Source organism: Streptosporangium sp. NPDC000509 (genome assembly GCF_042898365.1).
Taxonomy (GTDB): domain Bacteria; phylum Actinomycetota; class Actinomycetes; order Streptosporangiales; family Streptosporangiaceae; genus Streptosporangium.
This window is the reverse complement of record NZ_JBIAYX010000020.1, coordinates 157,766-182,579: the sequence shown is the minus strand read 5'-3', so window position 1 is coordinate 182,579 and position 24,814 is coordinate 157,766. Positions and strand designations below refer to the sequence as shown.

The window sequence follows — 24,814 nt, the reverse complement described above, 5'->3', positions numbered from 1 at the left end:
GCCTCCGGCGCCCGCCGCACATCCCACGACCGCACCGGCAACGGCCGCAACACCCCCCGCCCGAACAACCCCAGCACCTCCGCCAACATGTCGCGCAGGCCGTCGAGCCCCGCCTCCATCAGCGAGTACGGGATGTAGTCGACTCCGGGACAGGCGGCGGCGACCTCCTCGGGGGCGCGCAGGTCGGTCTTGCCGATCTCCAGGAAGCGGCCGCCTCGGGGCAGCAGGCGCAAGGAGGCGTCCACGAACTCACGCGCCAGCGAGTTCAGCACCACATCCACCCCGCGCCCCTGCGTCACCCCCAGGAAACGCTCCTCGAAGTCCAGATCCCGCGACGAGGAGATGTGCTCCTCATCCAGCCCCAACGACCGCAACACCCCCCACTTGGCAGGACTCGCCGTCGCGAACACCTCCGCCCCCAGATACCGCGCCAGCTGCACCGCCGCCATACCCACCCCACCGGCACCCGCGTGCACCAGCACCGACTCCCCCGAGGTCAGGCCGCCGAGCTGGACGAGCCCGTAGTAGGCGGTGAGGTAGACCACCGGGACGGACGCGGCCCGCTCGAAGGTCCAGCCCTGGGGAATCGGCGCGAGCAGCCGCCGGTCGGTCACCCCCACCGGGCCGAACGCGCCGTCCAGCAGACCGAAGACCCGGTCACCCGGCGCCAGGTCGTCCACCCCGGCACCGACCTCAAGCACCACGCCGGCGATCTCTCCGCCGATGGGCTCGTCGTTCTCGGGCACCATGCCCAGGGTGACGACCAGGTCCCGGAAGTTGAGCCCCGCCGCGCGGATGGAGACCCGCACCTCGCCGGCCTCCAGTGCCCTCGCCGCCTCGGGTGCCGGGACCAGCGCCAGGTCCGACAGGCTCCCCTTGACCGGCGCGTCCAACCGCCACTCGGCCACCCCCGCCGGCACCGCGAGCCCGTCCCCACCCGCCGCCCGCGCCAGGCGGGGGACGAGCACCGTGCCGGACCGTACGGCCAGCTGCGGCTCGCCGGAGCCCGCGGCCGCGAGCAGAGCCGCGCCCGGCACGTCGTGCTCGTCGAGGTCCACCAGCACGATGCGATCCGGGTTCTCCGACTGCGCCGACCGCAGCAGGCCCCACACCGGCGCGTTCGCCAGGTCGCGCACGTCCTCACCGGGCCCGGTCGCGACGGCGCCCCTGGTCACCACCACCAGCCGCGCCGACCCGAACCGCTCCTCGGCGAGCCACTCCCGCACCAACCCCAGCGCCCGGCGGGTGGCCTGTCGTGCCTCGCCCGCCACATCCGCGTCGGTCCCGGTTCCCGGGAAGGAGGTGAACACCAGGTCGGGAACCGCGTCCGTGCCCGCGAGCGAGGCCAGGTCGGCGAACTCCCCGCTCACCACGCCCGCGGTCCGCAGGCCGTGCGTGTCGGGGCCGAGCAGGGCGGCCCCGGTCGCCCCCGACGTCTCCACCACCGGCAGCACCGCCCAGTCGAGGCGGAACAGGGAGTCGTGGTGCGAGGCGGTGGCCGCGGAGAGCGACTCGGCGGAGACGGGGCGCGAGACCAGCGAGCGTACGGAGGCGACGGCGGCCCCCGAGGTGTCGGCCAGCCGCAGCGACACGGTGTCCGGGCCTTCCGACCACAGCCGCACCCGCACGGTGGAGGCGCCCGTGGCGTAGAGGGAGACCCCGCTCCAGGCGAACGGCAGGCTCACGCCACGCCCCGCGGCCTCCTGCTCGCCCTCCAGCAGCGACTCCGCGTGCAGGGCGGCGTCCAGCAGCGCCGGGTGCAGGCCGAACCTCCCGGCGTCGGCGGCCACCCCCTGGGGCAGGTCCACCTCCGCGAAGATCTCCTCACCGCGCCGCCAGGCCGCCCGCACCCCCTGGAACACCGGGCCGTACCCGTACCCCTGGCCCGCGAGCCGCTCGTACAGGCCGTCCACCTCCACCGGCGTCGCACCCGCCGGAGGCCACTCGACGAGATCGAACACCTCCGGAGATCCGGCCGGGATCACGAAACCGGTCGCGTGACGGGTCCACGGGGCGTCGACCGGGGCGCTCTCCGAGCGCGAGTGGACGGCGACCGGACGGCGGCCCGACCCGTCGGGCGCCCCCACCGACACCTGTACCTGCACGCCGTCGTCCCCCAGCGGCAGCGGCGCCTCCAGGGCCAGCTCGTCCACCGTCCCGCACCCCACCTGGTCACCGGCGCGCACCGCCAGCTCCACGAACGCCGTACCCGGCAGCAGCACGGTGCCCGAGGCGGCGTGGTCGGCGAGCCAGGGGTGGGTCTGCAGCGAGAGGCGGCCGGCGAACAGCACCCCGTCGGAGTCGGCGAGCATCACGGCCGCGCCCAGCAGCGGGTGCTCGGCGGCGACCAGCCCCGCCGAGGTGACGTCGCCTCCGGACACGCCGGCGTCCAGCCAGAAGCGTCGGTGCTGGAAGGCGTAGGTGGGCAGGTCGACCCGCCGCGGGCCGTACGGGGCGAACGCCTGCTCCCAGTCGACGCTCAGGCCGCGGACGTGGGCCTCGGCCGCCGAGGCGAGGAAACGGCGCGGGCCGCCCTCGTTTCGGCGTAGGGAACCGAAGGCGGAGGCGTCGACGCCGGCCTCGTCGATCGTGTCCTGGACGCTCATCACGAGCACCGGGTGCGGGCTCGACTCCAGGAACACGCGGTGTCCCTCGGCCAGCAGCGTCCGGACCACCTGGTGGAACTCCACCGGGTAGCGGGCGTTGCCGAACCAGTATTCGGCGGTCAGCTCGGCGGTGTCGAGCAGGCCGCCGGTCACCGTCGAGTAGAACGGGGTGTGGCCGGTCCTCGGGGAGACCGGGGCGAGCAGTTCCAGCAGCCGCTCGCGCAGCGGATCGACCTGGGCGCAGTGCGAGGCGACCGAGGAGGCAATCACGCGGGCACGCACGCCCTCGCCCTCGCACTCGGCGACCAGCTCGGCCAGGGAGCCGGCGTCGCCGACCACGGTCGAGGAGAAGGGGCCGTTCTTGCCGCCGACGGACAGCTTGCCGTGCCAGCGGGCGAGCCGCCGCTCGACCTCGTTGGCGGGCAGCGCGACCGCGGCGACTCCGCCCTTGCCCAGCAGGGTCTCGGTGAACAGCCGGCTGCGCAGCACGATCACGCGTACCGCGTCGGCCAGCGACAGTCCTCCGGCCACATACGCGGCGGCCACCTCGCCCTGCGAGTGGCCGACGACGGCGGCCGGCCTCACCCCGTAGGACTCCCAGAGCGCGGCGAGCGAGACCATCACCGCGAACAGCACCGGCTGGACCACGTCCAGCCGGTCCAGGGAGGGCGCGTCCGGTGCGCCGCGCAGCACGTCGAGCAGTCTCCAGTCCACGTGGGTCTCGATCTCCGCCGCGCATTCCGCCATGCTCCGCGCGAAGACGGGGAAGGAGTCGAGCAACTCGGCGGCCATTCCCGCCCACTGGGACCCCTGACCGGGGAAGACGAAGATCGGGCCTTCCCCGGTGGAGGCGACGCCCTCGACCACGCCGGGAACCGACTCGCCCGCGGCGAGGGCGGCGAGGGCGGCGAGCAGTTCCTGCCTGTCCCCGGCGACGACCACGGCGCGGTGGTCCCACGCCGACCGTGTGGTCAGCAGGGAGTGTCCGAGGTCGACCAGTCCCAGGTCCTCGTGGGCCGCCACGTGGGCGGCGAGGCGCGCGGCCTGGTCGCGCAGCGCCTTTCCTCCCCTGGCCGACAGCGCCACCGGCACCGCGGCGGGCTCGGTCCGCTCCTGCGCGACGGCGGCCGGCGCTGTGTTCTCGCCGTCCACGCCGTCCTTGCCGTCTTCGCCGTCCACGCCGTCCGGGACGCGCTCGGCGGTCGGGGGCTCCTCCAGGATCACGTGCGCGTTGGTGCCGCTGACGCCGAAGGAGGACACCGCGGCCCGGCGCGGGGCGCCGGACTTGTCCCAGGGCAGGTCCTCGGTCAGCACTTCGACGGCGCCGACGGACCAGTTGACGTACGGGGAGGGCTCGTCGACGTGCAGGGTGCGGGGCAGCACGCGGTGCCGCATCGCCATCACCATCTTGATCACACCGGCTGAACCGGCGGCCGCCTGGGTGTGGCCGATGTTCGACTTGATCGAGCCCAGTTTGAGCGGCTGGGCGTCGCCGCGGTCGCGCCCGTACGTCGCCAGCAGGGCGTGCGCCTCGATCGGGTCACCCAGCTTGGTACCGGTGCCGTGCGCCTCGACCACGTCGACGTCCCCGCTGGACAGTCCGGCGTTCGCCATCGCCTGGCGGATGACCCGCTCCTGCGAGGGGCCGTTCGGCGCGGTCAGCCCGCTGCTGGCACCGTCCTGGTTGATCGCCGAGCCACGGATGACCGCCAGGACCGGGTGCCCGGCGCGCACCGCGTCCGAGAGCCGCTCGACCACGATGACGCCGACGCCCTCGGAGAAGCCGGTGCCGTTGGCGGAGGCGGAGAACGCCTTGCAGCGGCCGTCGGCGGCGATCACGCCCTGCCGGCTGAACGCGGTGTAGGTACCGGGGGTGGACATCACGGTCACGCCGCCGGCGAGGGCGAGCGAGGTCTCGCCCGTCCGCAGCGACTGGCAGGCGAGGTGGATCGCGACCAGGGAGGCGGAGCAGGCGGTGTCGACGGTGAGGGTCGGGCCTTCCAGGCCGAGGGCGTAGGCGATGCGGCCGGACACCACGCTGGTGGCGTTGCCGGTGACGAGATATCCCTCGACCTCCCTGGGCGCCTTGTCCAGCCGGGGACCGTAGTCCTGCGGCTCCGCGCCGATGAACACGCCGGTCTGGCTGCCCTTCAGCGAACGCGGGTCGATACCGGCTCGTTCGAAGGCCTCCCAGGCGGTCTCCAGGACGAGGCGCTGCTGCGGGTCCATCGCCTCGGCCTCGCGCGGGTTGATCCCGAAGAAGTCGGGGTCGAACTCCGCGGCGTCGTGCAGGAAGTGCCCGACGCGCGCGTAGCTGGTGTTGGACTTCGCCGGGTCGTCGTCGAACAGCCGGCCCAGGTCCCACCCTCGGTCCGTGGGGAACCCGGTGACCGTCTCGCGCCCTTCGGCGACGAGCCGCCACAGCTCCTCGGGAGTGGCGACGCCGCCCGGGTAGCGGCAGCCGATGCCGACGATCGCGATCGGCTCGTCGGAGCCGGCGGCCGCGTGGACCTCGGAGATCCTCTCCCCTGCCAGGTCGAGGACCTCGGTGAACAGGTAGGCGGCGACGGCCGCCGGGGTGGGGTGGTCGAAGGCGATCGTCATCGGCAGCTCCGCGCCGATCCGCTCGGCCAGCCGGTCGTGCAGTTCGACGGCGGCGAGCGAGTCGAAGCCCATCTCCCTGAACGCCTGGTCGGGGTTCACCTCCTCGGGCGCGTACGGGAGCATGTTCCCCAGGATCTCGACGGTCAGGTCGTGCACGAGCCCGACCAGGAAGCCGCGCCGCCGCTCGACGGGCAGGTCCGCGAGGGATGTCGCGAACGCCGAAGGTTCTCCCCGCCTGCCGCCCGCCGCGTCGGAGGTGCTGGAAACGAACTGCTCGGACTCGCTCATCGGTCCACTCCACGTCGTGTGAAAAGCCGTATAGATCTTCGAAGTCGGCGGAGACCACCGCGGGTCCGCGCCGGACGGCCCCGCCGCTCCGCCCTGCCGGGGCTCGGGCCGCCGAGGTCAGGGCCCGGCGGGGGCTCAGCAGGGGCTCGGCCCACCGAGGTCGGGCCGGTGGGATCTCAGTCGTATTTCCTGGTGAACTCGACGCGCGAGGCGGACACGACCTCGCCGCCGCGTACGACGACCTCGGTGGGCGCGGGGCGCCCGAGGAACATCAGCAGGCTCGCGGTCATCCCGTACGCGCCGGCGTTGGGGATGCTCACCACGTCGCCGACCTCGAGCACCGGTAGCGGCACGTTCTTGCCGAGCACGTCGCCCGGCGTGCACAGCGGCCCCGCCAGGGTCGCGACCTCCCGCTCGGCGGGGTCGGTCTCCTCCAGCCGCACCGACACCGGCAACAGCCGGCCCAGTCCTGACATGCCGCCGAGGGTGTTGATGCCCGCGTCGAGGATGACGAACTTGCGGCCCCGGCTCTCCTTGATGTTGACCACGGTGCACAGCAGCTCCCCGCAGTCGCCGACCAGGTGACGGCCGGACTCGCAGGCGATCCGGGGGACGCCACGGCGCCAGTCGGGGAACTCCTCGTCGAGGACGTCCTCCAGTTCCGCGCGGAGGTTGGGGTAGGCGGGCCGCTCTCCCGGCGAGAGGTACGGGGCGGCGAATCCCCCGCCGATGTCCAGGAGGTGGACGGGCAGGCCCACCTCCCGCCGGAGTCGCGCGGCGACGGAGATGGTGTGGCGGAACTCGCCGACGAGGCTCTCCTCGTCCTTGGCGTTGCTCAGTGAGAACAGGTGGGCCCCGAACAGCCGGGTGCCGGGCACCGCGCGCAGCTCGGGCATCAGCTCCGGCAACGTCTCGCTGTCGATGCCGAACTGCGACGGCGTGCCGGTCATCCTGATGCTGGTGGCGGCGCTGGAGGTGGCGCTGTTGACGCGCAGCAGGCAGTCGGCGACCACGCCGTGCCCGGTCGCGACCTCTCCGACGTGCCGCAGGTCGCTCGGCGACTCCACGGAGAACGAGGTGACCCCGGCGCCGATCGCGACCCGCAGCTCCTCGTGGGTCTTGCCCGGCCCGGTGTAGAGCATCTCGGAGCCGGTGAAACCGGCCTCCAGCGCGGCGGTCAGCTCGCCGGTCGAGCTGATCTCGGCCAGGCAGCCGCGCTCACCGGTCCCGCGCAGCGCCCGCGCGATCTGCGGGTGCGGGTTGGCCTTGAAGGAGAAGAAGAGTTCGAAGCCCTCGGGAAGCGAGGACAGCAGGGAGTCACGGGCGGCCGTGACACGGTCGAGGTCGTAGAGGTACAGCGGGGAGCCGTACCTGGCGACAAGGTCCGCGTTCCGCGTCATCGCGCGCTCTCCTCCAGCAGCGACGCCAGCCGCTTGCGCTCGTTCTTGCCGTTGAGGGTGAGGGGGAACCTGTCGAGCACGTGGCAGGCGGCGGGCACCTTCGGCGGTTCCAGCCGCCTGGCCAGCTCGCGCAGCACCACGTGGGAGGGCAGGTCGCCCTCCACGAACACGACGAGGTCGCGGTGCTCGTCGGGGGGCAGCGCGACCGCCGCCGTGACACCGGGGATGTCCATCGCGGCGGCCTCGATCTCCACCGTGCTCATCCGGGTGCCCTTGCGTTTGAACATGTCGTCACGCCGCCCCTGGAAGTAGAGGTAGCCGTCCTCGTCGAGCCGTCCGTAGTCGCCGGTGTGCAGGCGCACCTCGCCGGTGTCGGGGTCGGGGCGGTAGGCACGCGCGGTCAGGACGGGGTCGCGCCAGTAGCCGGCCATCACGTTCGGCCCGGCCACGACGATCTCCCCGACCTCCCCCGGGGGCACCGGGCGGCCCTCGCCGTCCAGGATGAGCACCCGGGTGCCCGGCAGCGGCCTGCCGGACGCGCCGGGGCGCTCGGCGTCGAGTTCCGGTTCCATGATGGTGACGCGCTTGCACTCGGTGATGCCGTACATCCGGACCACCCGCGCGCCGGGGAACGACTCGTGCAGGCTGTCGATGGTCGCGGCCGGCAGCGCCGCCCCGGTGTTGGTGAACATCCGCACGGTGGGCGCGGAGCCGGGGGCGCGCCTGGCCAGCGTCGCGATCATCGCGCCCAGGGAGGGGACGACCGGGACGATAGTGGCTCCGCACTCGCGGATCTGCCGGAGCAGCACCAGGTCCGGCTCGTCACCGGCCAGCACCAGCTCCGCGTGGCCGAGGGCGGACAGGAAGATCTGGTACAGGCCGTAGTCGAAGGACATCGGCGGGCGGCAGAAGACCACGTCGCCTCGCCGGTAGCCGAGCACCGCGTTGATGGCGGAGGCGGCGTAGGTGACCCGGGCGTGCGGGCACACCACGGCCTTGGGTGCGGCGGTGCTGCCCGAGGTGTAGATGAGGATCGCCACGTCCTCCGGGAAGATCTTGACGGGCTCGTGCTCGGCGGGCCGGCCGGCCCGCTCCTCGACCTCGGCCCAGATCTCGTCGATGTCGTGTACGGGCACCTCGGCGGCGGTCTCCCGCACGGTCTCCGCGGAGCTCCCGGTCCCGATGACCAGCGCGGGTTCGGAGTCCTTCAGGACCGATCCCAGGTGGAAGGGCTTCATGCCGGGGTTCAGCGGCACGAGGACGGCGCCGCGCCTGGAGACGCCGTAGACGATGGGGGCCACCTCACGCCGGTTGGGGAGTTGGACGATCACCCGGTCGCCGGGGATCACCCCCCGGTCCGCCAGCCAGCCGTCGAAGGCGTGGCTGAGTTCGACGACCCGCTGATAGCTCCACGCGCCCCGCGAGTCACGGACCGCGGGATCGGCCGGGCCCGCGGCCGCGGCGTCGTCCAGCAGGTGGTGCAGGAGATCCGACCGCAGCGGCGGTGTCCCGGGTACCAAGCCTTCCAACGCGACTCTCCCGTTCCTGAATGAAAAAAGAATTCACTCCGGCTCTCATACCGCTTACTCAATAAGTGGGAGCCGAACAAATACATGGAAACGTTACCCCGGCACTCCCCGGACCCCACACCCCTACGGCCCCCCTAAAGGATTCCGAGACCATCCACGCATGCTCGGCCCCCTTTTCCGGGACGGCTTTCAGGAGAACACATTCACCGTCCTGTGCGCCATTGGGTGCGGCGTCGCGGGACCTGGCGCGTGAAATCCCGTATCCATGGGTCACACCGTTTCCGGCGACCGTCACACAGACCGGCCGGCACCGGCGAGCACGGTGGTGGCCCGGTCGCGCAGGCCCGCGCGGTCGACCTTGCGATTGGGGTTCAGCGGCAGCTCGTCCATGTGCCGGTAGTGGCGGGGGACGATGCCCGGCGGCAGGACCCGGCGGAGCCCGGCGGCGAGGTCGGCCGGGCGCGAGGGCGTCCCGGTGTAGAACACGACGAGCTCGGTGACGCCGTTGATGGTGCTGCTCACGGTCACCGCGTCGTCGACCCCCTCGCAGCCGCACATGGCGTGGTCGATCTCGGCGAGCTCCACCCGCCAGCCCTGCACCTGCACCTGCGCGTCGGCCCTGCCCAGGTAGACCAGCTCGCCGTTGGCCGCCCGGCGGATCCGGTCGCCGGTGTTGTACCAGGTGCGCCCGTCGCGCTCGACGAACCGGCCGTCGTCGTCGGCGGGGTCGAGGTAGCCGGGGGTGGTCTGCGGCCCGGTGATCCACAGTTCGCCCTCGACCTCGGCGGGCCGGCCCTCGTCGTCCAGGAGCACGTGGTCGTGCCCGTCGTTGACGGTCCCGATCGGCGACATGCCGTTCACGCCCAGAGCCGGGGAGGTCTCCTGGTCCCAGCGATGACCGGCGATGGTGATGGTGAGCTCGGTCGGCCCGTAGAGGTTCTCCAGCGCGCAGGCGTCCGCCGCCCGTTGCCAGTCGGCGGCGTCGGCGCACTTCAGCGCCTCACCGGCGAAGAAGCTCCAGCGCAGGCCGGGCAGCGCGCCCGGCTCCAGACGGCCCGTCCTGCGGACCATGGAGATGGCGCTCGGCGTGGAGAACCACACCGTGACGCCCTGCTGCCGCAAGAAGGCCGGCAGGTCGCGGTAGGCGTGCGGCGGTACGGCGACCGCCGTGGCCCCGGCGCCCCAGGCGCAGAACAGGTCGAACATCGCGCAGTCGAAGGTCAGGTCGAAGGTCTGCGAGAAGACGTCGTCCGGGGTGAAGTCGTAGCGCGCGTCGAGGAGGTCGAAGTAGTGGGCGGTGTTGCCGTGGGTGATCGGCACCCCCTTGGGGCGCCCGGTGGATCCGGAGGTGAACAGCACGTACGCGACGTCGGAGGGGGCGACGGGACGCGGGCGCGCGAGCGCGCACTCCGGGTCGAAGGAGGTGATCGCCGGTTCGAGGACCGCGACGTCCAGCCCCGCCTCGCGCAGCTCGGCGGCTCGCGCCCTGCCACGACCGTCGACGATCAGCGTGGAGACCCCCGCGGCCTCGATCATCTGCCGGGTGCGGGCCGCGGGGAAGTCCGGCTGCAGCGGCACGACGGTCGCCCCGGCGAACAGTCCGGCGAGGACGCCGGTGTAGGAGGTGGCCCCCTTGGCGGCGAGCACCCCGACGGCCCCGAGCGGGGAGGGGGTGAGGAGTGACAGCGCGCCGGCCCACAGCAGCGCCGAACGGTGGACCTCGGCGTAGGTGGCGACGGCACCGTCGACACGGAAGGCCGCCCGTCCCGGAGACGCCTCCAGGCCGCGCAGGAAACGCGCGTAGAGGGCGTGCGAGCTTTCGCCGTTCATTTCCATCCTAAGATCTCGACGAGTATCCGTGGTTATTCGGATACGCTTTACGGAAAGCACGGGAATAATTCAATTGATTCCGGCCGGCCCGGTGGACATCGAAGCGCACGCGCGCTAGATTCAACAACGGAAGGGCTGATTCCACAGCGTCGCCCGGCACGGGCACCGACTTCGACGGCGAATTCCGTGAGTCACGGCCCCGTCCCCTCCTTTTCGCACGCCCGCTCATCGCGACTCTCCTTGAGAAGGGAAATCGATTGCCATGTGGGACGATCGTTTCGAGGAAACCCTGCGCAGGCAGCTCCCCTTTCTGCCCGCCGACGAGAGGATCCGGGAGGACACCGGCCTGGCCGACTTCGGGCTGGACTCACTCGGCATCGTCGAGTTGCTGGCCACCCTGGAGGAGGAGTACGGGGTGAGGTTCAGGGACGAGGCGCTGACCATGGAGACCTTCGAGACGCCGGGGACCCTCTGGAAGGCGCTGTCCGGGATGTTCAGGCCCGTCGCCTGACCGGTGAGGGTGCCCGCGGGACACCTCCCGGCGGATCCGCGGGCCCTCTCACGCACCTGAGCGCCGCACCGGCTGCGGCATCGTCGCCACCCGGGGATTCACCGGGACCACCGTGAAGTTCCTCGTCGTGACCGGCACCCGCCCGAACAGGCTGTCCTGCCCGGCGACGCAGACCCTGGTCACGCCGAGCTCCCGGAGAGTGGCCACCACCTCCGGCCAGCGCAGCGCCCGGACGAAGCCGTCCAGCAGCATCGTCCGCACCGCCTCCCCCGTCCTCAGCACGGTCCCGTCGTGGTCGTCGACGACCGGCAGGCGCGGATCGGCGAAACGCAGGCCGTCGAGGACCTCCTCCGCGGCCCTGCGCCGCAGCGGCTCGAACGCGGCCGAGTGCATCGGGGGCCGCATGGTGTAGAGGGAGAGACCTCCGAGGGAGCGCACCCGCCCCTGCAGCCACTCGACCCGCCGCTCACGCAGGGACAGCATGTGGAAGTCGTGGTCGACGCGGCAGGAGAGGTCGTACCACTCGTTCCCCGCGTCCAGCTCCGCCAGCACCTCCTTCAGCGCGGGCTCGGGGACGCGGACGAAGGAGTGGGTGACGACGTCGGTGTGCTCGCGGCCGAAGTAGTCCTCGGTGACGCGGGCCAGCCCCGCGGTCATGCGCACGGCGTCCTCGAAGGACAGCGCGCCCGAGTAGGCCGCGGCCGCCTTGCCTCCGAAGCTGGGGCCCGCGCACACCTCGGGCTCGACGCCGAGTTCCCGCTCCGCCCAGTCGGCCAGGGCGAGGCAGTTCACCATGAACGCGACCTGGGCCGCCTCCGTGTAGTCGTCTCCCGAGTCGCGGAAGCGGTCGACCAGCGAGTAGCCGAGCGCGTCGTCGGCGAGGGCGACCAGCCGCCGCGCCGAGGGGTTGTCGAGCATGAACCCGGCGACGTCGGCGAACCTGGTGGGGCCCATGCCGGGAAAGACGATCGCCGTGACGGCCTTGGCGCCGGTCTCCATATGGCTATTCCAAACTCTTGAGAAACTCGATCATGACCGCGATGAAACGCTCCGGCTCCTCCAGGTGCGGAGTGTGGCTGGAGTCCTCGAAGATCTCCCAGCGCGCGCCGGGGACGAGCTCGGCGTACGGCCGGACCGTGGCGGGAGTGGCCTCGTCGTGCCGCCCGGAGATCACCAGCGTGGGCACCTCGATGTCGGGCAGGCAGTCGACGACCCCCCAGTCGCGCAGCGAGCCGATCACGTGGAACTCGCTGGGCCCGTTCATCGCGTAGTAGACGGTGGGATCGTTGTAGATCTCCATGAACGTGGCGACGAACTCGCGCGGCCATGGCCGGAGCGTGCAGACGTGCCTGTTGTAGAAGACCATCATGGCGTCGAAGTACTCCTTGGAGTCCGTCGTGCCCGCGGCCTCGTGCTTACGCAGCGTGTCGTCGACGCCGGGCGGCAGCCTGTCGCGCAGGACCCGCATCTCGCTCAGCCACAGCGGATACGAGGCGGGGGCGTTGGCGACCACCAGACCGCGCAGGCCCGCAGGCCGGGCGGAGGCGTGCTTCGCCGCGAGCAGGCCGCCCCACGACTGGCCGAACAGCACGTAGTCACCGTCCACGCCCAGTCGTCGCAGCAGGTTGTCCAGCTCGTCGAGGAAGAGCCGCGGCGTCCAGAAGTCCGTGCTCGCGTCGGGCAGGTGGGTGGAGCCGCCGTTGCCCAGCTGGTCGTAGTGGACGACGGGCCATCCCGACTCGGCGAGCACCGCCATGCCGACCAGGTAGTCGTGAGTGCTGCCGGGGCCGCCGTGCAGGGCGACCACGGTCGGCCGCCCCGAGTTGGGAGTGCCGGTCACCCGGTACCAGGTCCGGTGCTCACCGAACGGCACGGTTCCCTTGGCGCTGGGGGCTGTGGACATGTGAACCTCCCTCACCGGATCGGCGTGCCGGGAACGGACTCAGGGCCGGGGGTGCGACGGGCGCCTCCCCGCTCCCGGCGGTCTCCGGGAGCCCGATGCCCTCGCGCATCCGGCTCCGCGGGCGGAGGGGCACCCGGCCGCCCGGGTGACGGGGGCGTCACCACCCCTTCCTGATCGTGTCGACGACGTGGCCGCGCTGCTCGTCGGTGACCCACGAGCCGACGGGGACGCACACGACGCGCGGGGCGACGCGTTCGAGGTTGGGCAGCAGCGCCGAGTACTCGCGTACGCAGGTGTGCAGGTCGTTGCGCTCGTGCACGTTGCTGACCATGATCCCGGCATCGTCCATGCGCTTCATGAACGACTCCCGGTCCTCGACCTTCATCGGGTAGATCCAGAAGGAGGACTCCCGGTCGCCCGCCCGTTCGGTCAGCTCCAGCCCGGGGATCCCGGCGAGCTCACGGTCGTAGAAGGCGGCGTTCTCCCTGTGCCTGGCCAGGACCCGGTCGACGCCCGCGAGATTGGCCAGGCCGATCGAGGCGTTGATGTCGTTCATGTGGAACTTGAAGCCCCACTCCAGGACGTCGGGCGGGTTGCGGAGCCGGTCGGCGGTGCGGTCGATGCCGAACCAGCGCAGCAGCCGGGCGCGCTCGTGCGCCTCGTCGGTGGGCAGCACGATCGCGCCGCCGTCGCCCGAGGTGAGGTGTTTGATGGCCTGGAAGCTGAAGACGGAGATGTTGCCGTGGTTGCCGAGCGGCCTGCCCCGGTAGGTGGCACCCCAGGCGTGCGCGGAGTCCTCGATCACCGCCGGCCGGAACCCGAACCTGGCCTCGGCCTCGTCGAGGATCTCCCCCAGCCTGTCGAGGTCGACCGGGTAGCCGGCGAAGTGCACGACCATGATGGCGCGCGTTTTGGGCGAGATCTTGCGGGCCAGGTCGTCCAGGTCGACGTTGAGGGTGGCCGGATCGATGTCGACCCAGCGGATGCGCAGCCCGTTGGCCAGGATCGCCCAGTTGGTGGCCTCCATGGTCAGCGGCGTGGACAGCACCTCGCCCTCGGGGTCGCCACCGGGCCGGCCGTCGCCGGCGACCAGGCGCAGTGCCAGGTGCAGGCCGGCCGTGGCGCTGTTGAGGGTGGCCACCCTGGGGTTGCCGATGGCCGCGCCCAGGGCGCTCTCGAACTCCTCGACCTTGGCCCCCTGGCCGATCCTGCCGCTGCCCAGGACCTGGGCGACCGCGGCCGGGGCGTCGGCGGACATCGACACGCTGAACAGTGGGATCATCGCTGGCTCCAGACTTCGCGGTGTTTCATCCGGTGAAGGCGTATTCGCCGTGGGCGCCGAGGCCGTCGAGTTCCGCGTACCTGGCCTTGCAGTCGGCGTACGTCGGCAACATGCCCTGCTCGGCGGCCTCCCGCAGCGAGGGGGCCACCCGGTCCTTCTCCGACAGCAGCAGCCGCTGCCCCCGCGGCCAGGGCAGGGCCAGTTCCTCGTCCAGCGGGTCGATCTGGATCTGGCCTTCGGGTGACCAGGTGCTGGAGCACAGGTAGACGACCGTGGCGTGCTCGGTCAGCGGGGCGAATCCGTGCGCCAGGCCCTCCGCCAGGTAGAGGGCGTGGCGGTTCTCGGCGCTCAGCGTGACCGCGACGTGCTTGCCGTACGTGGGCGAGCCGACCCGGATGTCGACGAGGATGTCGACGATGGCCCCCTGGGCGCAGGTCACGTAGCGGGCCTGGCCGGGAAGGGCCGTCGCGTGCAACCCGCGGATCGTCCCGCGCCGGGACAGCGAGCAGTTGACCTGGGCGACCGAGAGCGGATGACCGATGGCCTTGTGGAACGCGGGCTGGTTGAAGACCTCCAGGAACAGTCCTCGGTCGTCCGTGAAGATCTGAGGGTTGATCAGGAACGAGCCGTCCACCTCAAGCTGGTGGATCTCCATGTCCGGAACCTTTCTGGGAGCCTGCCATGTGCCGGGGAACACGCGCGGGCCCGCGAAGCCTCTGACCACACGCAGAAAAACCGCACTCGGTCTCTCCGGATGTCACCGGAGATTTTCCTCGCACCATCGGAACGCGCATCGTTGAATCACGCCCGGTCGAATGCGAATTCATCGCGAATCGGCATTCCCGGAAACGTGTTCCGCGCCGGCCCCTCTCGTGCCCCGTCTTTCCGCCGCCTGCCTTCGGAAGGGGATGGACGTGTTTCACAGAGGCTCGGCGAACTGGATCACACGTCCGGCGCCGTTTCTCGTTGACACCGTTCATGGTTGTCAGCGACACCGCGCGGGACAACCCCTACCTGCCCCTTAACGAGGCGGGCGGGACCGTTCAGATCACGGCGTCCGCGCCGAGCCGGTCATCGGCGGAGGATCCACACGCTCCTGATCTGCGAACAGGTGCCGACATCTCCGCCCGGGGCCGCTGACGTGCACCCGCGGAGGGCTCGGTCTCCCCGACCGGTCCCGCGGGAGGATCCGGCGCCGCGCGACCGGCGCGGCGCGGCCATTCGGATGGACAATCCGTTAGGGGTGCGATAAGGGTTGGTGCTCACCTGGACGACATATAGCGTTTCCCCCACATGACGGGTAAAAACTGCGAACCCCTGTGGCGGTGACTGCGAAACCTCCTGGCCGCCGGCCGCCGATCGCGCCCGTACCTGATTTCGATGGGGGTGCCCCACGTGCAAGGAAAAACGCCCTTCACCGTGTCGACTTTTCTTGGGAATGGATTATGGCACTGACCGTCGGCTATCCGAGCACTCAGCGAGAGCCCGAGCTCGACCAGCGCGCACCGGCCGTCCGCCTGGCACGGCTGCTCGACCCGGACTCCCTGATCCCGCTGCACGAGGCGGACGGGAGCGGTGTATCCGCCGTGCGGGGCCGCGTCTCGGGCATCGACGTGATCGCCTACTGCACCGACGCCACCGACATGGGCGGCGCGATGGGCGCCGCGGGCAGCGCCAGGGTCGTGAACGCCATCGACACGGCCCTGCTGGAGGGGGCACCGGTGATCGGCCTGTGGCACTCCGGTGGCGCCAGGCTGGCCGACGGCGTCGAGTCGATGGACGGCGTGGGCCGGATGTTCGCCGCGATGACCGGAGCCTCCGGTCGGGTGCCCCAGGTGTCGGTGGTCCTCGGCCCGGCGGCGGGCGCCGCCGCGTACGGGCCCGCGCTCACCGATGTGGTGATCATGGCGGAGGCCGGCCGGATGTTCGTGACCGGACCCGACGTGGTGCGCGCCGTCACCGGTGAGCGGATCGACATGGAGTCCCTCGGCGGGACCGTCGCGCACGGCGGCAAGTCCGGTGTGGCGCACGTGGTGGTCGCCTCGGAGGCCGAGGCCTACGAACAGGCGCGCCGGACCGTCGATCTCCTCACCCGCCGGTCCGTCTTCGACGTCGCCGCGGCGCGCGAGGGAACGGACCCTCGGGCACTGCTGCCGGACAACCCTCGCCGGGCCTACGACGTGCGCCCCCTGCTGCGCGAGATCCTCGACCCCGGCGCCCCCTTCGTGGAGATGCAGCCCCGCTGGGCGGCGAACGTGGTCGTCGGCCTGGGCCGGCTCGCCGGGGGGTCGGTCGGCGTGGTCGCCAACAACCCGTTGCGCAAGGGCGGCTGCCTCGACTCGCTGAGCGCGGAGAAGGCAGCCAGGTTCGTTCGCATGTGCGACGCGTTCGGGGTGCCGCTGGTGGTCGTCGTGGACGTGCCGGGCTACCTGCCGGGTGTCGGGCAGGAGTGGGGTGGAGTGATCCGGCGCGGGGCCAAGCTCCTGCACGCCTTCGCCGAGGCGGTCGTCCCACGGGTCACCCTCGTCACCCGCCAGTCCTACGGCGGGGCGTACATCGCGATGAACTCCCGGTCCCTGGGCGCCACCGCGGTGTTCGCCTGGCCGGACGCGAAGGTCGCGGTGATGAGCGCGGAGGCCGCGGTCGGCGTGCTGCACCGCAAGCGGCTCGCCGCCGCCCCTGACGACGAACGCGAGGCGCTGCGGATGCGGCTCGTCGACGAGCACGTCCGTACCGCGGGCGGGGTGAACCGCGCCCTCTCCCTCGGCGTCGTCGACGAGGTGATCAATCCGGTGGACACCCGGCGCAGGATCGCCGAGGCCCTCGCCGCCGCCCCGGCCCAGCGTGGCCGGCACGGGAACATCCCCCTCTGAAACTCTCCTCTGATCTCTCCCCCGAGTCCCGTGACCGTCGCGGCAAGACCACTTCAGGGCCAAAGACGGGCCCGCCCGCAGAGGGCCGTCACCGCAGGCAGACCCACCACACCGAAAGGAGCCGGTGGATTCCGATGAACGCCGTTTCCCCCGACCTGCCCTTCCCACGCCGGACGACCCCGGCGGCCCTCACCGCGGATCCGATGGCCGAGGCCGTGCTCGGCGGGGCGTCCCCCGACCAACTGGCGCGGACCCCGGTACCGGAGGACTACCTCGCCGCCCACCTGCGGATCGAGGACGTCGACATGTTCACCGGCATCGAGGACAAGGACGTGCGCAAGTCGATGCGCGTCGGGCGGGTGCCGATGCCCGAGCTCGCACCCGACGAGGTCCTGATCGCGGTGATGGCGAGCTCCATCAACTTCAACACGGTCTGGTCGTCGATCTTCGAGCCGCTGCCGACGTTCAATTTCCTGAAGCGGTTCGGCGCCACCGGCGGGTTCGCGGCCAGGCACGACCTTCCGTATCACGTCGTGGGCTCCGACTGCGCCGGGGTGGTCGTGCGGGCCGGGGTCGGGGTGCGCCGCTGGCGGGTAGGCGACCGCGTCGTGGTGAGCCCGATCCAGACCGACGACCAGGAGCCGGCGACGCACGGCGACGGCATGCTCGGCGCCGAGCAGCGCGCCTGGGGCTACGAGACGAACTTCGGCGCGCTCGCCCACTACGCGGTGGCGCGTGCCAGCCAGTTGATCCCCAAACCCGCCCATCTCACCTGGGAGGAGGCCGCCAGCATCACGCTGTGCGCGGGCACGGCCTACCGCATGCTGGTCAGCCGCCAGGGGGCGGACATGAAGCAGGGCGACATCGTCCTCATCTGGGGCGCGACCGGCGGGCTCGGCGGATACGCCGTGCAGATGGTGAAGAACGGCGGCGGCATCCCGGTCGGGGTGGTCGGCTCCGCGTCGAAGGCCGCGGCCCTGGAACGGCTCGGCTGCGACATCGTCATCAACCGCAACGAGATCGGAATGGGCGGCGACGCCCCCGACAGTCCTGAGCGGACGGTCGAGCTGGGCAAGCGCCTGGGAAAGATCATCCGGGAGAGGGCGGGCGGGGACCCGCACATCGTCTTCGACTACATCGGCCGGGCCACCTTCGGGATCTCGGTGTTCGTGGCCCGCCGCGGTGGCGCGGTCGTCACCTGCGGCTCCAGCACGGGCTACCAGCACCAGTTCGACAACCGCTACCTCTGGATGAACCTCAAGCGCATCATCGGCAGCCACGCGGCCAACATGCAGGAGCTGTGGGAGTGTCTGCGGCTGTTCGAACTCGGCAAGCTGGTGCCGACCCTGTCGGCGTCGTACCCGCTCACGGAGGTCGCCGAGGCCGCCCGGCTGGTGCAGACCAACACCCACCTGGGCAAGGTGGGCGTGCTGTGCATGGCCCCCGAGCCCGGTCTTGGCGTAACCGACCCCGAACTGCGGGCCAGGGTCGGCGAGGAGAGGCTGAACCCGCTGCGAGACCCGTCGGCCCGGCGCGACGCGCCCCTCCTCGCCGGAAAGGTGTAGGCGACCGTGGCCGGGCGAACCGCCGGAATCCTGGCGACCGGCTCGTATCTTCCGAAGGAAGAGGTCGGCAACGCGCAGGTCGCGGAACGAGTCGGTGTCACCCCGGAATGGATACTGCGCAAGACCCGGATCTCCTTCCGGCGGTACGCCGCGCAGGACGAGGCGACCTCGGACCTCGCGGCGCGGGCCGCGATGAGCGCGATCGAGCAGGCAGGCATCGATGTGGACCGCATCGGCTACGTCATCGTCTCCACCTCGACGGGTGACCACCCGCAACCGCCCACCTCCTACCTCGTGCAGAACGCGCTCGGCGCCTACGGCGCCGCCTGCTTCGACATCAACGTCGTGTGCAGCGGGTTCGTGTACGGCCTCGCCCTGGCGAAGGCCCTGCTCTCGCTCCAGCCCGACACGTACGCGCTCGTGGTGGGCGCGGACCTCTACACGCGCTGTGTCGACTTCACCGACCGCCGCACCTCGGTGCTCTTCGGGGACGGCGCCGGCGCCGCCCTGGTCGGCATGGTGCCCGAGCCGTACGGGATGATCGCCTGCGACCTGTCCAGCCGGGGCGAGGCGAGCGGGCTCATCGGCGTCAAGGCCGGGGGCAGCAGGTTCCCGACCTCGCACGAGACCGTCGCGGCCGGCGAGCACTACTTCAGGATGGACGGCCGCGGGGTGCGGGACTTCGTGATGGAGAACGTCCCGCCCGCGCTGGAAAGGCTGGTGGTCGGTGCCGGGTACAGCCTCGACCAGGTCGACGCCTTTGTGCCGCACCAGGCCAACGGGGCGCTGCTCGACGAACTGGTGGAGCGCTGCGGGCTCACCGGCGCGCACACCCCACGCACCGTGGAGCGCTACGGGAACATGGGGAGCGCCTCGGTGCCGGTGGCGCTCGACGAGGCCAACAGGGCGGGCATGCTCGGCGACGGCGACCTGGTGCTGCTCGCCGGTTTCGGCGGCGGCATGTCGATGGGAATGAGCCTGCTTCGCTGGTCGGCGACCACACGTCTGGAGACGAGATGAGCGACATCCACAGGGTCGGTATCGTCGGATGCGGGCTGATGGGCTCGGGTATCGCCGACGTGTGCGCCCGCGCGGGGCTGGACGTGCGGGTCGTGGCCTCCAGCGGCGCCTCGATGAACCGGGGACGGCAGCGGCTGCTGAGATCCCTCGACGGCGGGCTGCGCAAGGCGACGATCACCGAGACGGAGCGAAACGAGGCGCTGGAGCGGGTCTCCTTCACCTGCGACCTCTACGATCTGGGCGACCGGCAGATCGTCTTCGAGGCCGTCCCCGAGCACGAGCCGACCAAGCTCGACCTGTTCCGCGCCCTGGACAAGATCGTGGAGGATCCGGACGCGATCCTGGCGTCGAACACGTCGTCCATCCCGATCATCAGGATGGCGAGGGCCACCGAGCGGCCCGGCCAGGTGGTCGGCGTGCACTTCTTCAATCCCGTGCCCGTCATGCCGTTGGTGGAGCTGATCGGGTCGCTGCTCACCGAGGACGAGCCCCTGGCGCGGGCGGAGGCGTTCGTCACCGGGACGCTCGGCAAGCAGGTGATCCGCTCCTCCGACCGGGCGGGCTTCGTGGTCAACGCCCTGATCATCCCGTACCTGCTGTCGGCCATCCGGATGGTGGAGACGGGGTTCGCCACCGCCGACGTGATCGACAAGGGGATGGTGCTGGGCTGCTCGCACCCGATGGGTCCGCTGAGGCTCGCCGACCTGATCGGGCTGGACACGGTGGCCTCGATCGCCGACGCGCTGTACGGGGAGTTCAGGGAGCAGCAGTACGCGCCTCCGCCGATACTGCTGCGCATGGTCGAGGGCGGCCTCCTCGGCAAGAAGACCGGCCGAGGATTCCACGTCTACTCCTGATATCCCTATATCCCTCTGTTCCCTGGAACGGCGCCTGGACACGGTCCGGCGCCGTTCTCGCGTCTGTGCGCGGGGACGAGACGTGTGGCCGGGGCACATGGTCGGGGCGTGTGGCCGGGGCACGTCGCCCGTCCACGCCCGTCCACGCCCGCGCGTGCCCGTGCGCGAGCACGGGTGGGCGCGCGGGACGAGGGCGCGGGACGGGGGCGCGGGACGGGGGCGCGGCGAAGCGTTTCGACGCGAGGGCATGGTCGTTTCCGCGCGGCGGGCGGCCATTTCAACACAGAGCGGGCGATACGCGAAAAGCGAAAGACGTCATTTCAACACGGAGAGGGCGCGTGACGCCCCCGGGCAGGGCCTCAGCGGCGCGAGTCCGCGGCGAGCAGGGCCGACGAGACGCGGCCCGCGACGAGGGCGACGATCTCCTCGACGTGGTCGGTGAGGTAGAAATGGCCGCCGGGAAAGAACCGCGCCTCGAACCGCGACCGCGTATGGTCGCGCCACGCCCGCACGTCGTCCGGGCGGGCCTTCGGGTCGTCGATGCCGGACAGGGCGGTGACCGGGCACGACAGCCCTGGCCCCGGCCGGTGGCGGTAGGTCTCGACGGCCCGGTAGTCGCTCCTCACCACGGGCAGCATCGCCCGCATGAAGTCGTCGTCGCCGAGCACCGTCGTGGCGGTCCCGCCCAGTGCGCGCAGTTCGGCCAGGAGCCCGTCGTCCGGCCGCAGGTGCGCCCGGTCGTTCCGGTGGATCGACGGGGCGCGCCGCCCCGAGACGAACAGTTCCAGCGGCGCCGTACCGCGCCTCTCCAGCCTGCGGGCCACCTCGAAGGCGACGAGAGCCCCCATGCTGTGCCCGAAGAGCGCCAGGGGGCGCGTGACGGCCCTGGCCGGTAGTGCCGCGACGATCCGGTCGGCCAGCTCGTCGATGTCCTCGACACACCTCTCGGCGCGCCGATCCTGCCTGCCCGGATACTGCACCGCGAGCACCTCGACCGTGGGCGGGGCGAGGCGCGCGACCGGAAGGTAGAAGCTCGCGGAGCCCCCGGCGTGCGGGAAGCAGACCAGCGTGGCCGGTGCCCGCTCGGCCCGCTCCCCCGCCTGCCCGAAAAGGAGGCGCCGGATCCACATGTCGTCGCCGTCCTTGACCGCGCTCATGACTCCCACCCCGTCTCGACCATCGCGTTCCGGCCGGCGCGTCTCGATCCCGCCGTCCAGGACGACCGGTCACCGGCGGCCTTTCCGACAGCCGGAATCAGGTCTCCGATAGATCCAAAATCACCGACCTCTTTCACATCAATACCTCGGAAGGAATATAATCCATCTCGCCCTGCACTCCCGTAAGCATTCGTCACCCACCGTCATACGCCAATCACATTACGGCAACATCTAGCCGTCGGCATGCGGAAGGATATCCAAGGTCGCCTGCGACGATCCAGGGAAGCAGCCCTTCGCGCCCCCCTAAATCAACCCCATCGATAAGGGTTAATAGGGGGTTTGCATTTTCGCCGAGAGCCATAGATGATCCCGCTGGGGCGGATACGGGGTTACCGCCTGGTTAAGCGTTCTGGATGCCGTGATGAAATTAGGTGCGAGAGAATGACGAAATCATGGGCAGTGCCGTGATGAAATTCTTAAATGGCATCCTACCGCCGTCGGCAGTTCCGTCGGAAAAGAGGAAAGGTTGACGTCACCTACCGGCAAATATAGGTTTCCTTCTCTTACCAGCCGGGTGTTATCGTTCCATCATCTGCTTTCATCTAGGGTGGACGGGGAGCCCTATGATACTTATCGAGCGGGACAACGAAACCACTTTTCTCACAAACCTGCTTTCGGATTGTGCGCGCGGCCGTGGCCGGGTGGCGACGATCACGAGCCCTACCGCGACCGGCAAGACCGAGCTGGTGTACGCCTTCGGTCGCAGCGCCGCCGAGTCGAAGGTCACCTGGCTGAGCGCCACCTGCTCAGGGGCGGACCAGAAGGTGCCCCTCGGCGTGGTGAGCCAGATCTTCCACAACGCGGCACTCCCCATCGACCACGCCTTCCGAGCGGCACAGCTCATCGAGGACGCCGTGCTCGGGGCGAAGTCGTCCGGTGAGCGCCCCGAGGAGTCCGATTGGCTCCGTATCACCCAGGGCCTGTGGGCCATTGTCCTCGAACTCTCCAAGTCGAATACCGTGCTCATCACCGTGGACGACATCGAATACGCGGACTCCCTTTCCTGGCAGCTTCTGCTCAACTTCGTCCATCGGCAGAAGAGCGCCAACGTGCTCATCCTGCTGACGGCCACAGAGGGCCTGCAGGGAATGGATCCGCATCTCGAGATAAACCTTATGCGCCATCCTCACTACGAGCGCATACCACTGGCACCGCTTTCCCTGCGAGGCGTCATCAAGACACTGTCCGCTTTTGTCGACAACACTGCGGCGGTTAAGTTCGGCCCAGCGGCCCACAATGTAAGTGGAGGCAACCCGCTGCTGGTCAAGGCATTAATAGAAGACTACAAGAGTGCCGGCGAGCCGGATAACCTCATCGTCTCCGACGCATTCTCCCGATCGGTCCGGGCTCTCCTGCACCGCAGCGATCCCACCATGTTGCTGGTCGCCCACGGGCTCGCGATACTTGGGGACCTCGCCCTGCCGACTCTTCTCTCGGAGTTACTCGGCATCACGACGACAATGGTGAACCAGGCGCTGAACCGTCTCAGTGTCATCGGCATTGTTGACTCGCTACGTTTTCAGCACCCCGCGGCCAGGTCCGCCGTGCTCGACGACCTCGACCCGCATCGGCGTCAGGAGATGCATCGGCTCGCCGCGCGGCTTCTCCACGCGGAGGGGGCCGCGGCCACCGTGGTCGCCGAGCATCTCATCGGCTCGCCCCGCTTCCGGGAGTCCTGGGCACTGGCCGAGCTCCGCGAGGCCGCCGAGCAGGCGCTCACGAACGACCGGCACGAGTTCGCGGTCCAGTGCCTGAAGCTCGCCCTGCAGCTGTGCGACGACGACCGGCAGCGCACGACGACCACGGCGATGCTCGCCCGGGCGGAGTGGCGCCTCAACCCCGCCGCCGCCAACCGGTACGTCGACCGGCTCGTCGCGGACGCCCGCGAGAACAGGCTGGGCTTCGACGAGCTGGACACCCTGCTGGGGTTCCTGCTCTGGCACGGGCAGCACGACGAGGCCGTGGAGGTGCTCGAACGGCTGACCGAGCTGGCAGGCGAACCCTGCGCCGACGAGGAGGCGGCCTGGCTCGACGTCCTCCGCCACCGGCTGTCGTGCATCCACCCCCCGGTCCTCGCCCGTGCCCGCGTCGTCGCGAGCGCCGACTCCGTGACGAGGCCGGCGTGGACGACGTGGACGACGGTCGAGAGCGGTCCGCACTCGCGGGCGGCGGCTCTGCTCGCGGGCGTCCTGCGGGACGGCCCGGACGAGAGCACGCTCAGGACCGCCGAGCGCGTGCTGCACTCCACCTCTCTGGACGACGTGAACCTGGAGACCGTGGGGGCGGCGCTCCTCGCCCTGGTCTACTCCGACCGCCCCGACAAGGCCGCGCTCTGGTGCGACCTCCTGTACTCGGAGGCCGTGCGGCGCCGCTCCCCCACCTGGCGGGCGCTACTCGCCTCCCTGCGGGCGAGCATCGCCATCCGCCAGGGGGACCTGTTGACCGCCGAGGAGTACGCGCGTGCCGCACTGGACATCCTGCCGCCCCGGAGCCTGGGCGTCCTCGTCGCGTTGCCACTCGCCGTACTGATCCGCGCCACCACCGAGATGGGTAAGTACGACGTCGCCGAGCGCCATCTCAGATGGCCGGTGCCCAACGCGATCTTCCAGACCCACTTCGGGCTCCACTATCTGCAGGCCCGTGCCCACTACTATCTGGCGACGAACCACTCGCACGCCGCGCTCAACGACTTCTCCACCTGCGGGCGGTTGATGCGTGCCTGGAATCTGGACACCCCGGCGCTGGTGCCGTGGCGTCACGGCGCCGCGGCCGCCCTGCTCCAGCTGGAACAGCGGGAACAGGCACGGACCCTGCTGGAGCAGCCCTACGAGCTACCCGGCGGCGACTCGCTCAGGACACGGGGGATCTCACAGCGTCTCCTCGCCGCCACCAGCGACCTCAGGCAGCGTCCGTCCATGCTCCGGGAGGCGATCGACACGCTCCAGAGCGCGGGCGACCGCCTGGAGATGGCCTACGCGCTGGTCGACCTCACCCACACCCTCAACGAGCTCGGCGAGCCCAACAAGGCACGGATGATCGGTTATCGTGCCGACAGCGTGGCCGGCGAGTGCCGGGCCGAGCCGCTGCGGCAGGCCGTACGGCACAACAGCGACGGCTACGACAGCGGCGACGGTCTGGAGAGCATGAACGTGCTCAGCGACGCCGAGCAGCGCGTCGCCTCGCTCGCCGCGCTCGGCTACACCAACCGCGAGATCTCCAGAAAGATCTACATCACCGTCAGCACCGTGGAGCAGCATCTGACCCGCATCTACCGCAAGCTCAACGTGAAAGGCCGCAGGGATCTGCCGGCGCAGTTCTCGCAGATGTGA

15 protein-coding genes are annotated in these 24,814 nt (G+C 70.7%); 6 read left to right on the top strand and 9 right to left on the bottom strand.

Going from position 1 to position 24,814, the window contains the following annotated elements; all coding sequences use genetic code 11:
• The 4 genes from ACFY3D_RS32020 to ACFY3D_RS32005 all read right to left on the bottom strand — a co-directional run.
• A partial coding sequence (locus ACFY3D_RS32020) for a beta-ketoacyl synthase N-terminal-like domain-containing protein (protein WP_389986375.1) occupies positions 1–5,498 on the bottom strand: 5,498 nt, incomplete at its 3' end.
• Between the two features lie 176 nt (positions 5,499–5,674).
• Positions 5,675–6,898 carry a type III PLP-dependent enzyme gene (locus ACFY3D_RS32015; RefSeq protein ID WP_389986372.1) on the bottom strand — a complete coding sequence of 408 codons (1,224 nt, stop codon included), beginning with the start codon at positions 6,896–6,898 and terminating at the stop codon, positions 5,675–5,677.
• Positions 6,895–8,427 carry an AMP-binding protein gene (locus tag ACFY3D_RS32010; protein ID WP_389986369.1) on the bottom strand — a complete coding sequence of 511 codons (1,533 nt, stop codon included), beginning with the start codon at positions 8,425–8,427 and terminating at the stop codon, positions 6,895–6,897. Before ACFY3D_RS32010 ends, ACFY3D_RS32015 begins: the two co-directional genes overlap by 4 nt.
• 291 nt (positions 8,428–8,718) lie before the next feature.
• Positions 8,719–10,257: an AMP-binding protein gene (locus ACFY3D_RS32005; RefSeq protein ID WP_389986366.1), complete on the bottom strand. Its 1,539-nt coding sequence runs from the start codon at positions 10,255–10,257 to the stop codon at positions 8,719–8,721.
• Between the two features lie 262 nt (positions 10,258–10,519).
• Between ACFY3D_RS32005 and ACFY3D_RS32000 the strand changes: the two genes are divergently transcribed.
• A complete protein-coding gene (locus ACFY3D_RS32000; RefSeq protein ID WP_350950179.1) occupies positions 10,520–10,768 on the top strand; it encodes an acyl carrier protein in 249 nt (82 codons plus the stop codon).
• Between the two features lie 48 nt (positions 10,769–10,816).
• Here ACFY3D_RS32000 and ACFY3D_RS31995 read toward each other — a convergent pair whose 3' ends face one another.
• The 4 genes from ACFY3D_RS31995 to rfbC form a co-directional block, all read right to left on the bottom strand.
• A complete protein-coding gene (locus ACFY3D_RS31995; RefSeq protein ID WP_362906895.1) occupies positions 10,817–11,767 on the bottom strand; it encodes an ACP S-malonyltransferase in 951 nt (316 codons plus the stop codon).
• Between the two features lie 4 nt (positions 11,768–11,771).
• Entirely contained in the window at positions 11,772–12,671 is a 900-nt protein-coding gene (locus tag ACFY3D_RS31990; protein ID WP_350950181.1) for a proline iminopeptidase-family hydrolase, read from the bottom strand.
• A 157-nt stretch (positions 12,672–12,828) separates the two neighbouring features.
• On the bottom strand, positions 12,829–13,953 hold the full coding sequence (locus tag ACFY3D_RS31985; protein ID WP_389986361.1) for a DegT/DnrJ/EryC1/StrS family aminotransferase: 1,125 nt from the start codon (positions 13,951–13,953) through the stop codon (positions 12,829–12,831).
• 25 nt (positions 13,954–13,978) lie between these two features.
• The gene (gene rfbC / locus ACFY3D_RS31980; RefSeq protein ID WP_350950183.1) at positions 13,979–14,608 is read right to left on the bottom strand and encodes a dTDP-4-dehydrorhamnose 3,5-epimerase; all 630 of its coding nucleotides are present in this window, start codon (positions 14,606–14,608) and stop codon (positions 13,979–13,981) included.
• A gap of 796 nt (positions 14,609–15,404) precedes the next feature.
• Here rfbC and ACFY3D_RS31975 point away from each other — a divergent pair.
• The 4 genes from ACFY3D_RS31975 to ACFY3D_RS31960 all read left to right on the top strand — a co-directional run bounded on the left by ACFY3D_RS31975 (position 15,405) and on the right by ACFY3D_RS31960 (position 20,268).
• Positions 15,405–16,826, top strand: coding sequence for an acyl-CoA carboxylase subunit beta (locus tag ACFY3D_RS31975; protein WP_389986382.1), 1,422 nt, complete (start codon positions 15,405–15,407; stop codon positions 16,824–16,826).
• A gap of 203 nt (positions 16,827–17,029) precedes the next feature.
• A complete protein-coding gene (gene ccrA / locus ACFY3D_RS31970) occupies positions 17,030–18,391 on the top strand; it encodes a crotonyl-CoA carboxylase/reductase (protein ID WP_389986378.1) in 1,362 nt (453 codons plus the stop codon).
• Positions 18,392–18,397: 6 nt separating this feature from the next.
• Positions 18,398–19,411, top strand: a complete 1,014-nt coding sequence (locus ACFY3D_RS31965) for a 3-oxoacyl-ACP synthase III family protein (RefSeq protein WP_389986358.1) — start codon at positions 18,398–18,400, stop codon at positions 19,409–19,411.
• A complete protein-coding gene (locus ACFY3D_RS31960; protein ID WP_389986355.1) occupies positions 19,408–20,268 on the top strand; it encodes a 3-hydroxybutyryl-CoA dehydrogenase in 861 nt (286 codons plus the stop codon). The genes ACFY3D_RS31965 and ACFY3D_RS31960 overlap by 4 nt, the downstream gene beginning before the upstream one ends.
• 359 nt (positions 20,269–20,627) lie before the next feature.
• Here the strand turns inward: ACFY3D_RS31960 and ACFY3D_RS31955 are convergent, their stop codons facing one another.
• Positions 20,628–21,425: a thioesterase II family protein gene (locus tag ACFY3D_RS31955; protein ID WP_389986352.1), complete on the bottom strand. Its 798-nt coding sequence runs from the start codon at positions 21,423–21,425 to the stop codon at positions 20,628–20,630.
• A 623-nt stretch (positions 21,426–22,048) separates the two neighbouring features.
• Here ACFY3D_RS31955 and ACFY3D_RS31950 point away from each other — a divergent pair.
• The gene (locus ACFY3D_RS31950) at positions 22,049–24,814 is read left to right on the top strand and encodes an AAA family ATPase (protein ID WP_389986349.1); all 2,766 of its coding nucleotides are present in this window, start codon (positions 22,049–22,051) and stop codon (positions 24,812–24,814) included.

Bases quoted from the DNA above. Each gene is read 5' to 3' on its own strand.
- ACFY3D_RS31985 (WP_389986361.1), bottom strand. From the start codon at position 13,953: ATGATCCCACTGTTCAGCGTGTCGATGTCCGCCGACGCCCCGGCCGCG.
- ACFY3D_RS31995 (WP_362906895.1), bottom strand. From the start codon at position 11,767: ATGGAGACCGGCGCCAAGGCCGTCACGGCGATCGTCTTTCCCGGCATG.
- ccrA (WP_389986378.1), top strand. From the start codon at position 17,030: ATGGCCGAGGCCGTGCTCGGCGGGGCGTCCCCCGACCAACTGGCGCGG.
- rfbC (WP_350950183.1), bottom strand. From the start codon at position 14,608: ATGGAGATCCACCAGCTTGAGGTGGACGGCTCGTTCCTGATCAACCCT.
- ACFY3D_RS32005 (WP_389986366.1), bottom strand. From the start codon at position 10,257: ATGAACGGCGAAAGCTCGCACGCCCTCTACGCGCGTTTCCTGCGCGGC.
- ACFY3D_RS31950 (WP_389986349.1), top strand. From the start codon at position 22,049: ATGATACTTATCGAGCGGGACAACGAAACCACTTTTCTCACAAACCTG.
- ACFY3D_RS31955 (WP_389986352.1), bottom strand. From the start codon at position 21,425: ATGAGCGCGGTCAAGGACGGCGACGACATGTGGATCCGGCGCCTCCTT.
- ACFY3D_RS32015 (WP_389986372.1), bottom strand. From the start codon at position 6,898: ATGACGCGGAACGCGGACCTTGTCGCCAGGTACGGCTCCCCGCTGTAC.
- ACFY3D_RS31990 (WP_350950181.1), bottom strand. From the start codon at position 12,671: ATGTCCACAGCCCCCAGCGCCAAGGGAACCGTGCCGTTCGGTGAGCAC.
- ACFY3D_RS32000 (WP_350950179.1), top strand. From the start codon at position 10,520: ATGTGGGACGATCGTTTCGAGGAAACCCTGCGCAGGCAGCTCCCCTTT.
- ACFY3D_RS31960 (WP_389986355.1), top strand. From the start codon at position 19,408: ATGAGCGACATCCACAGGGTCGGTATCGTCGGATGCGGGCTGATGGGC.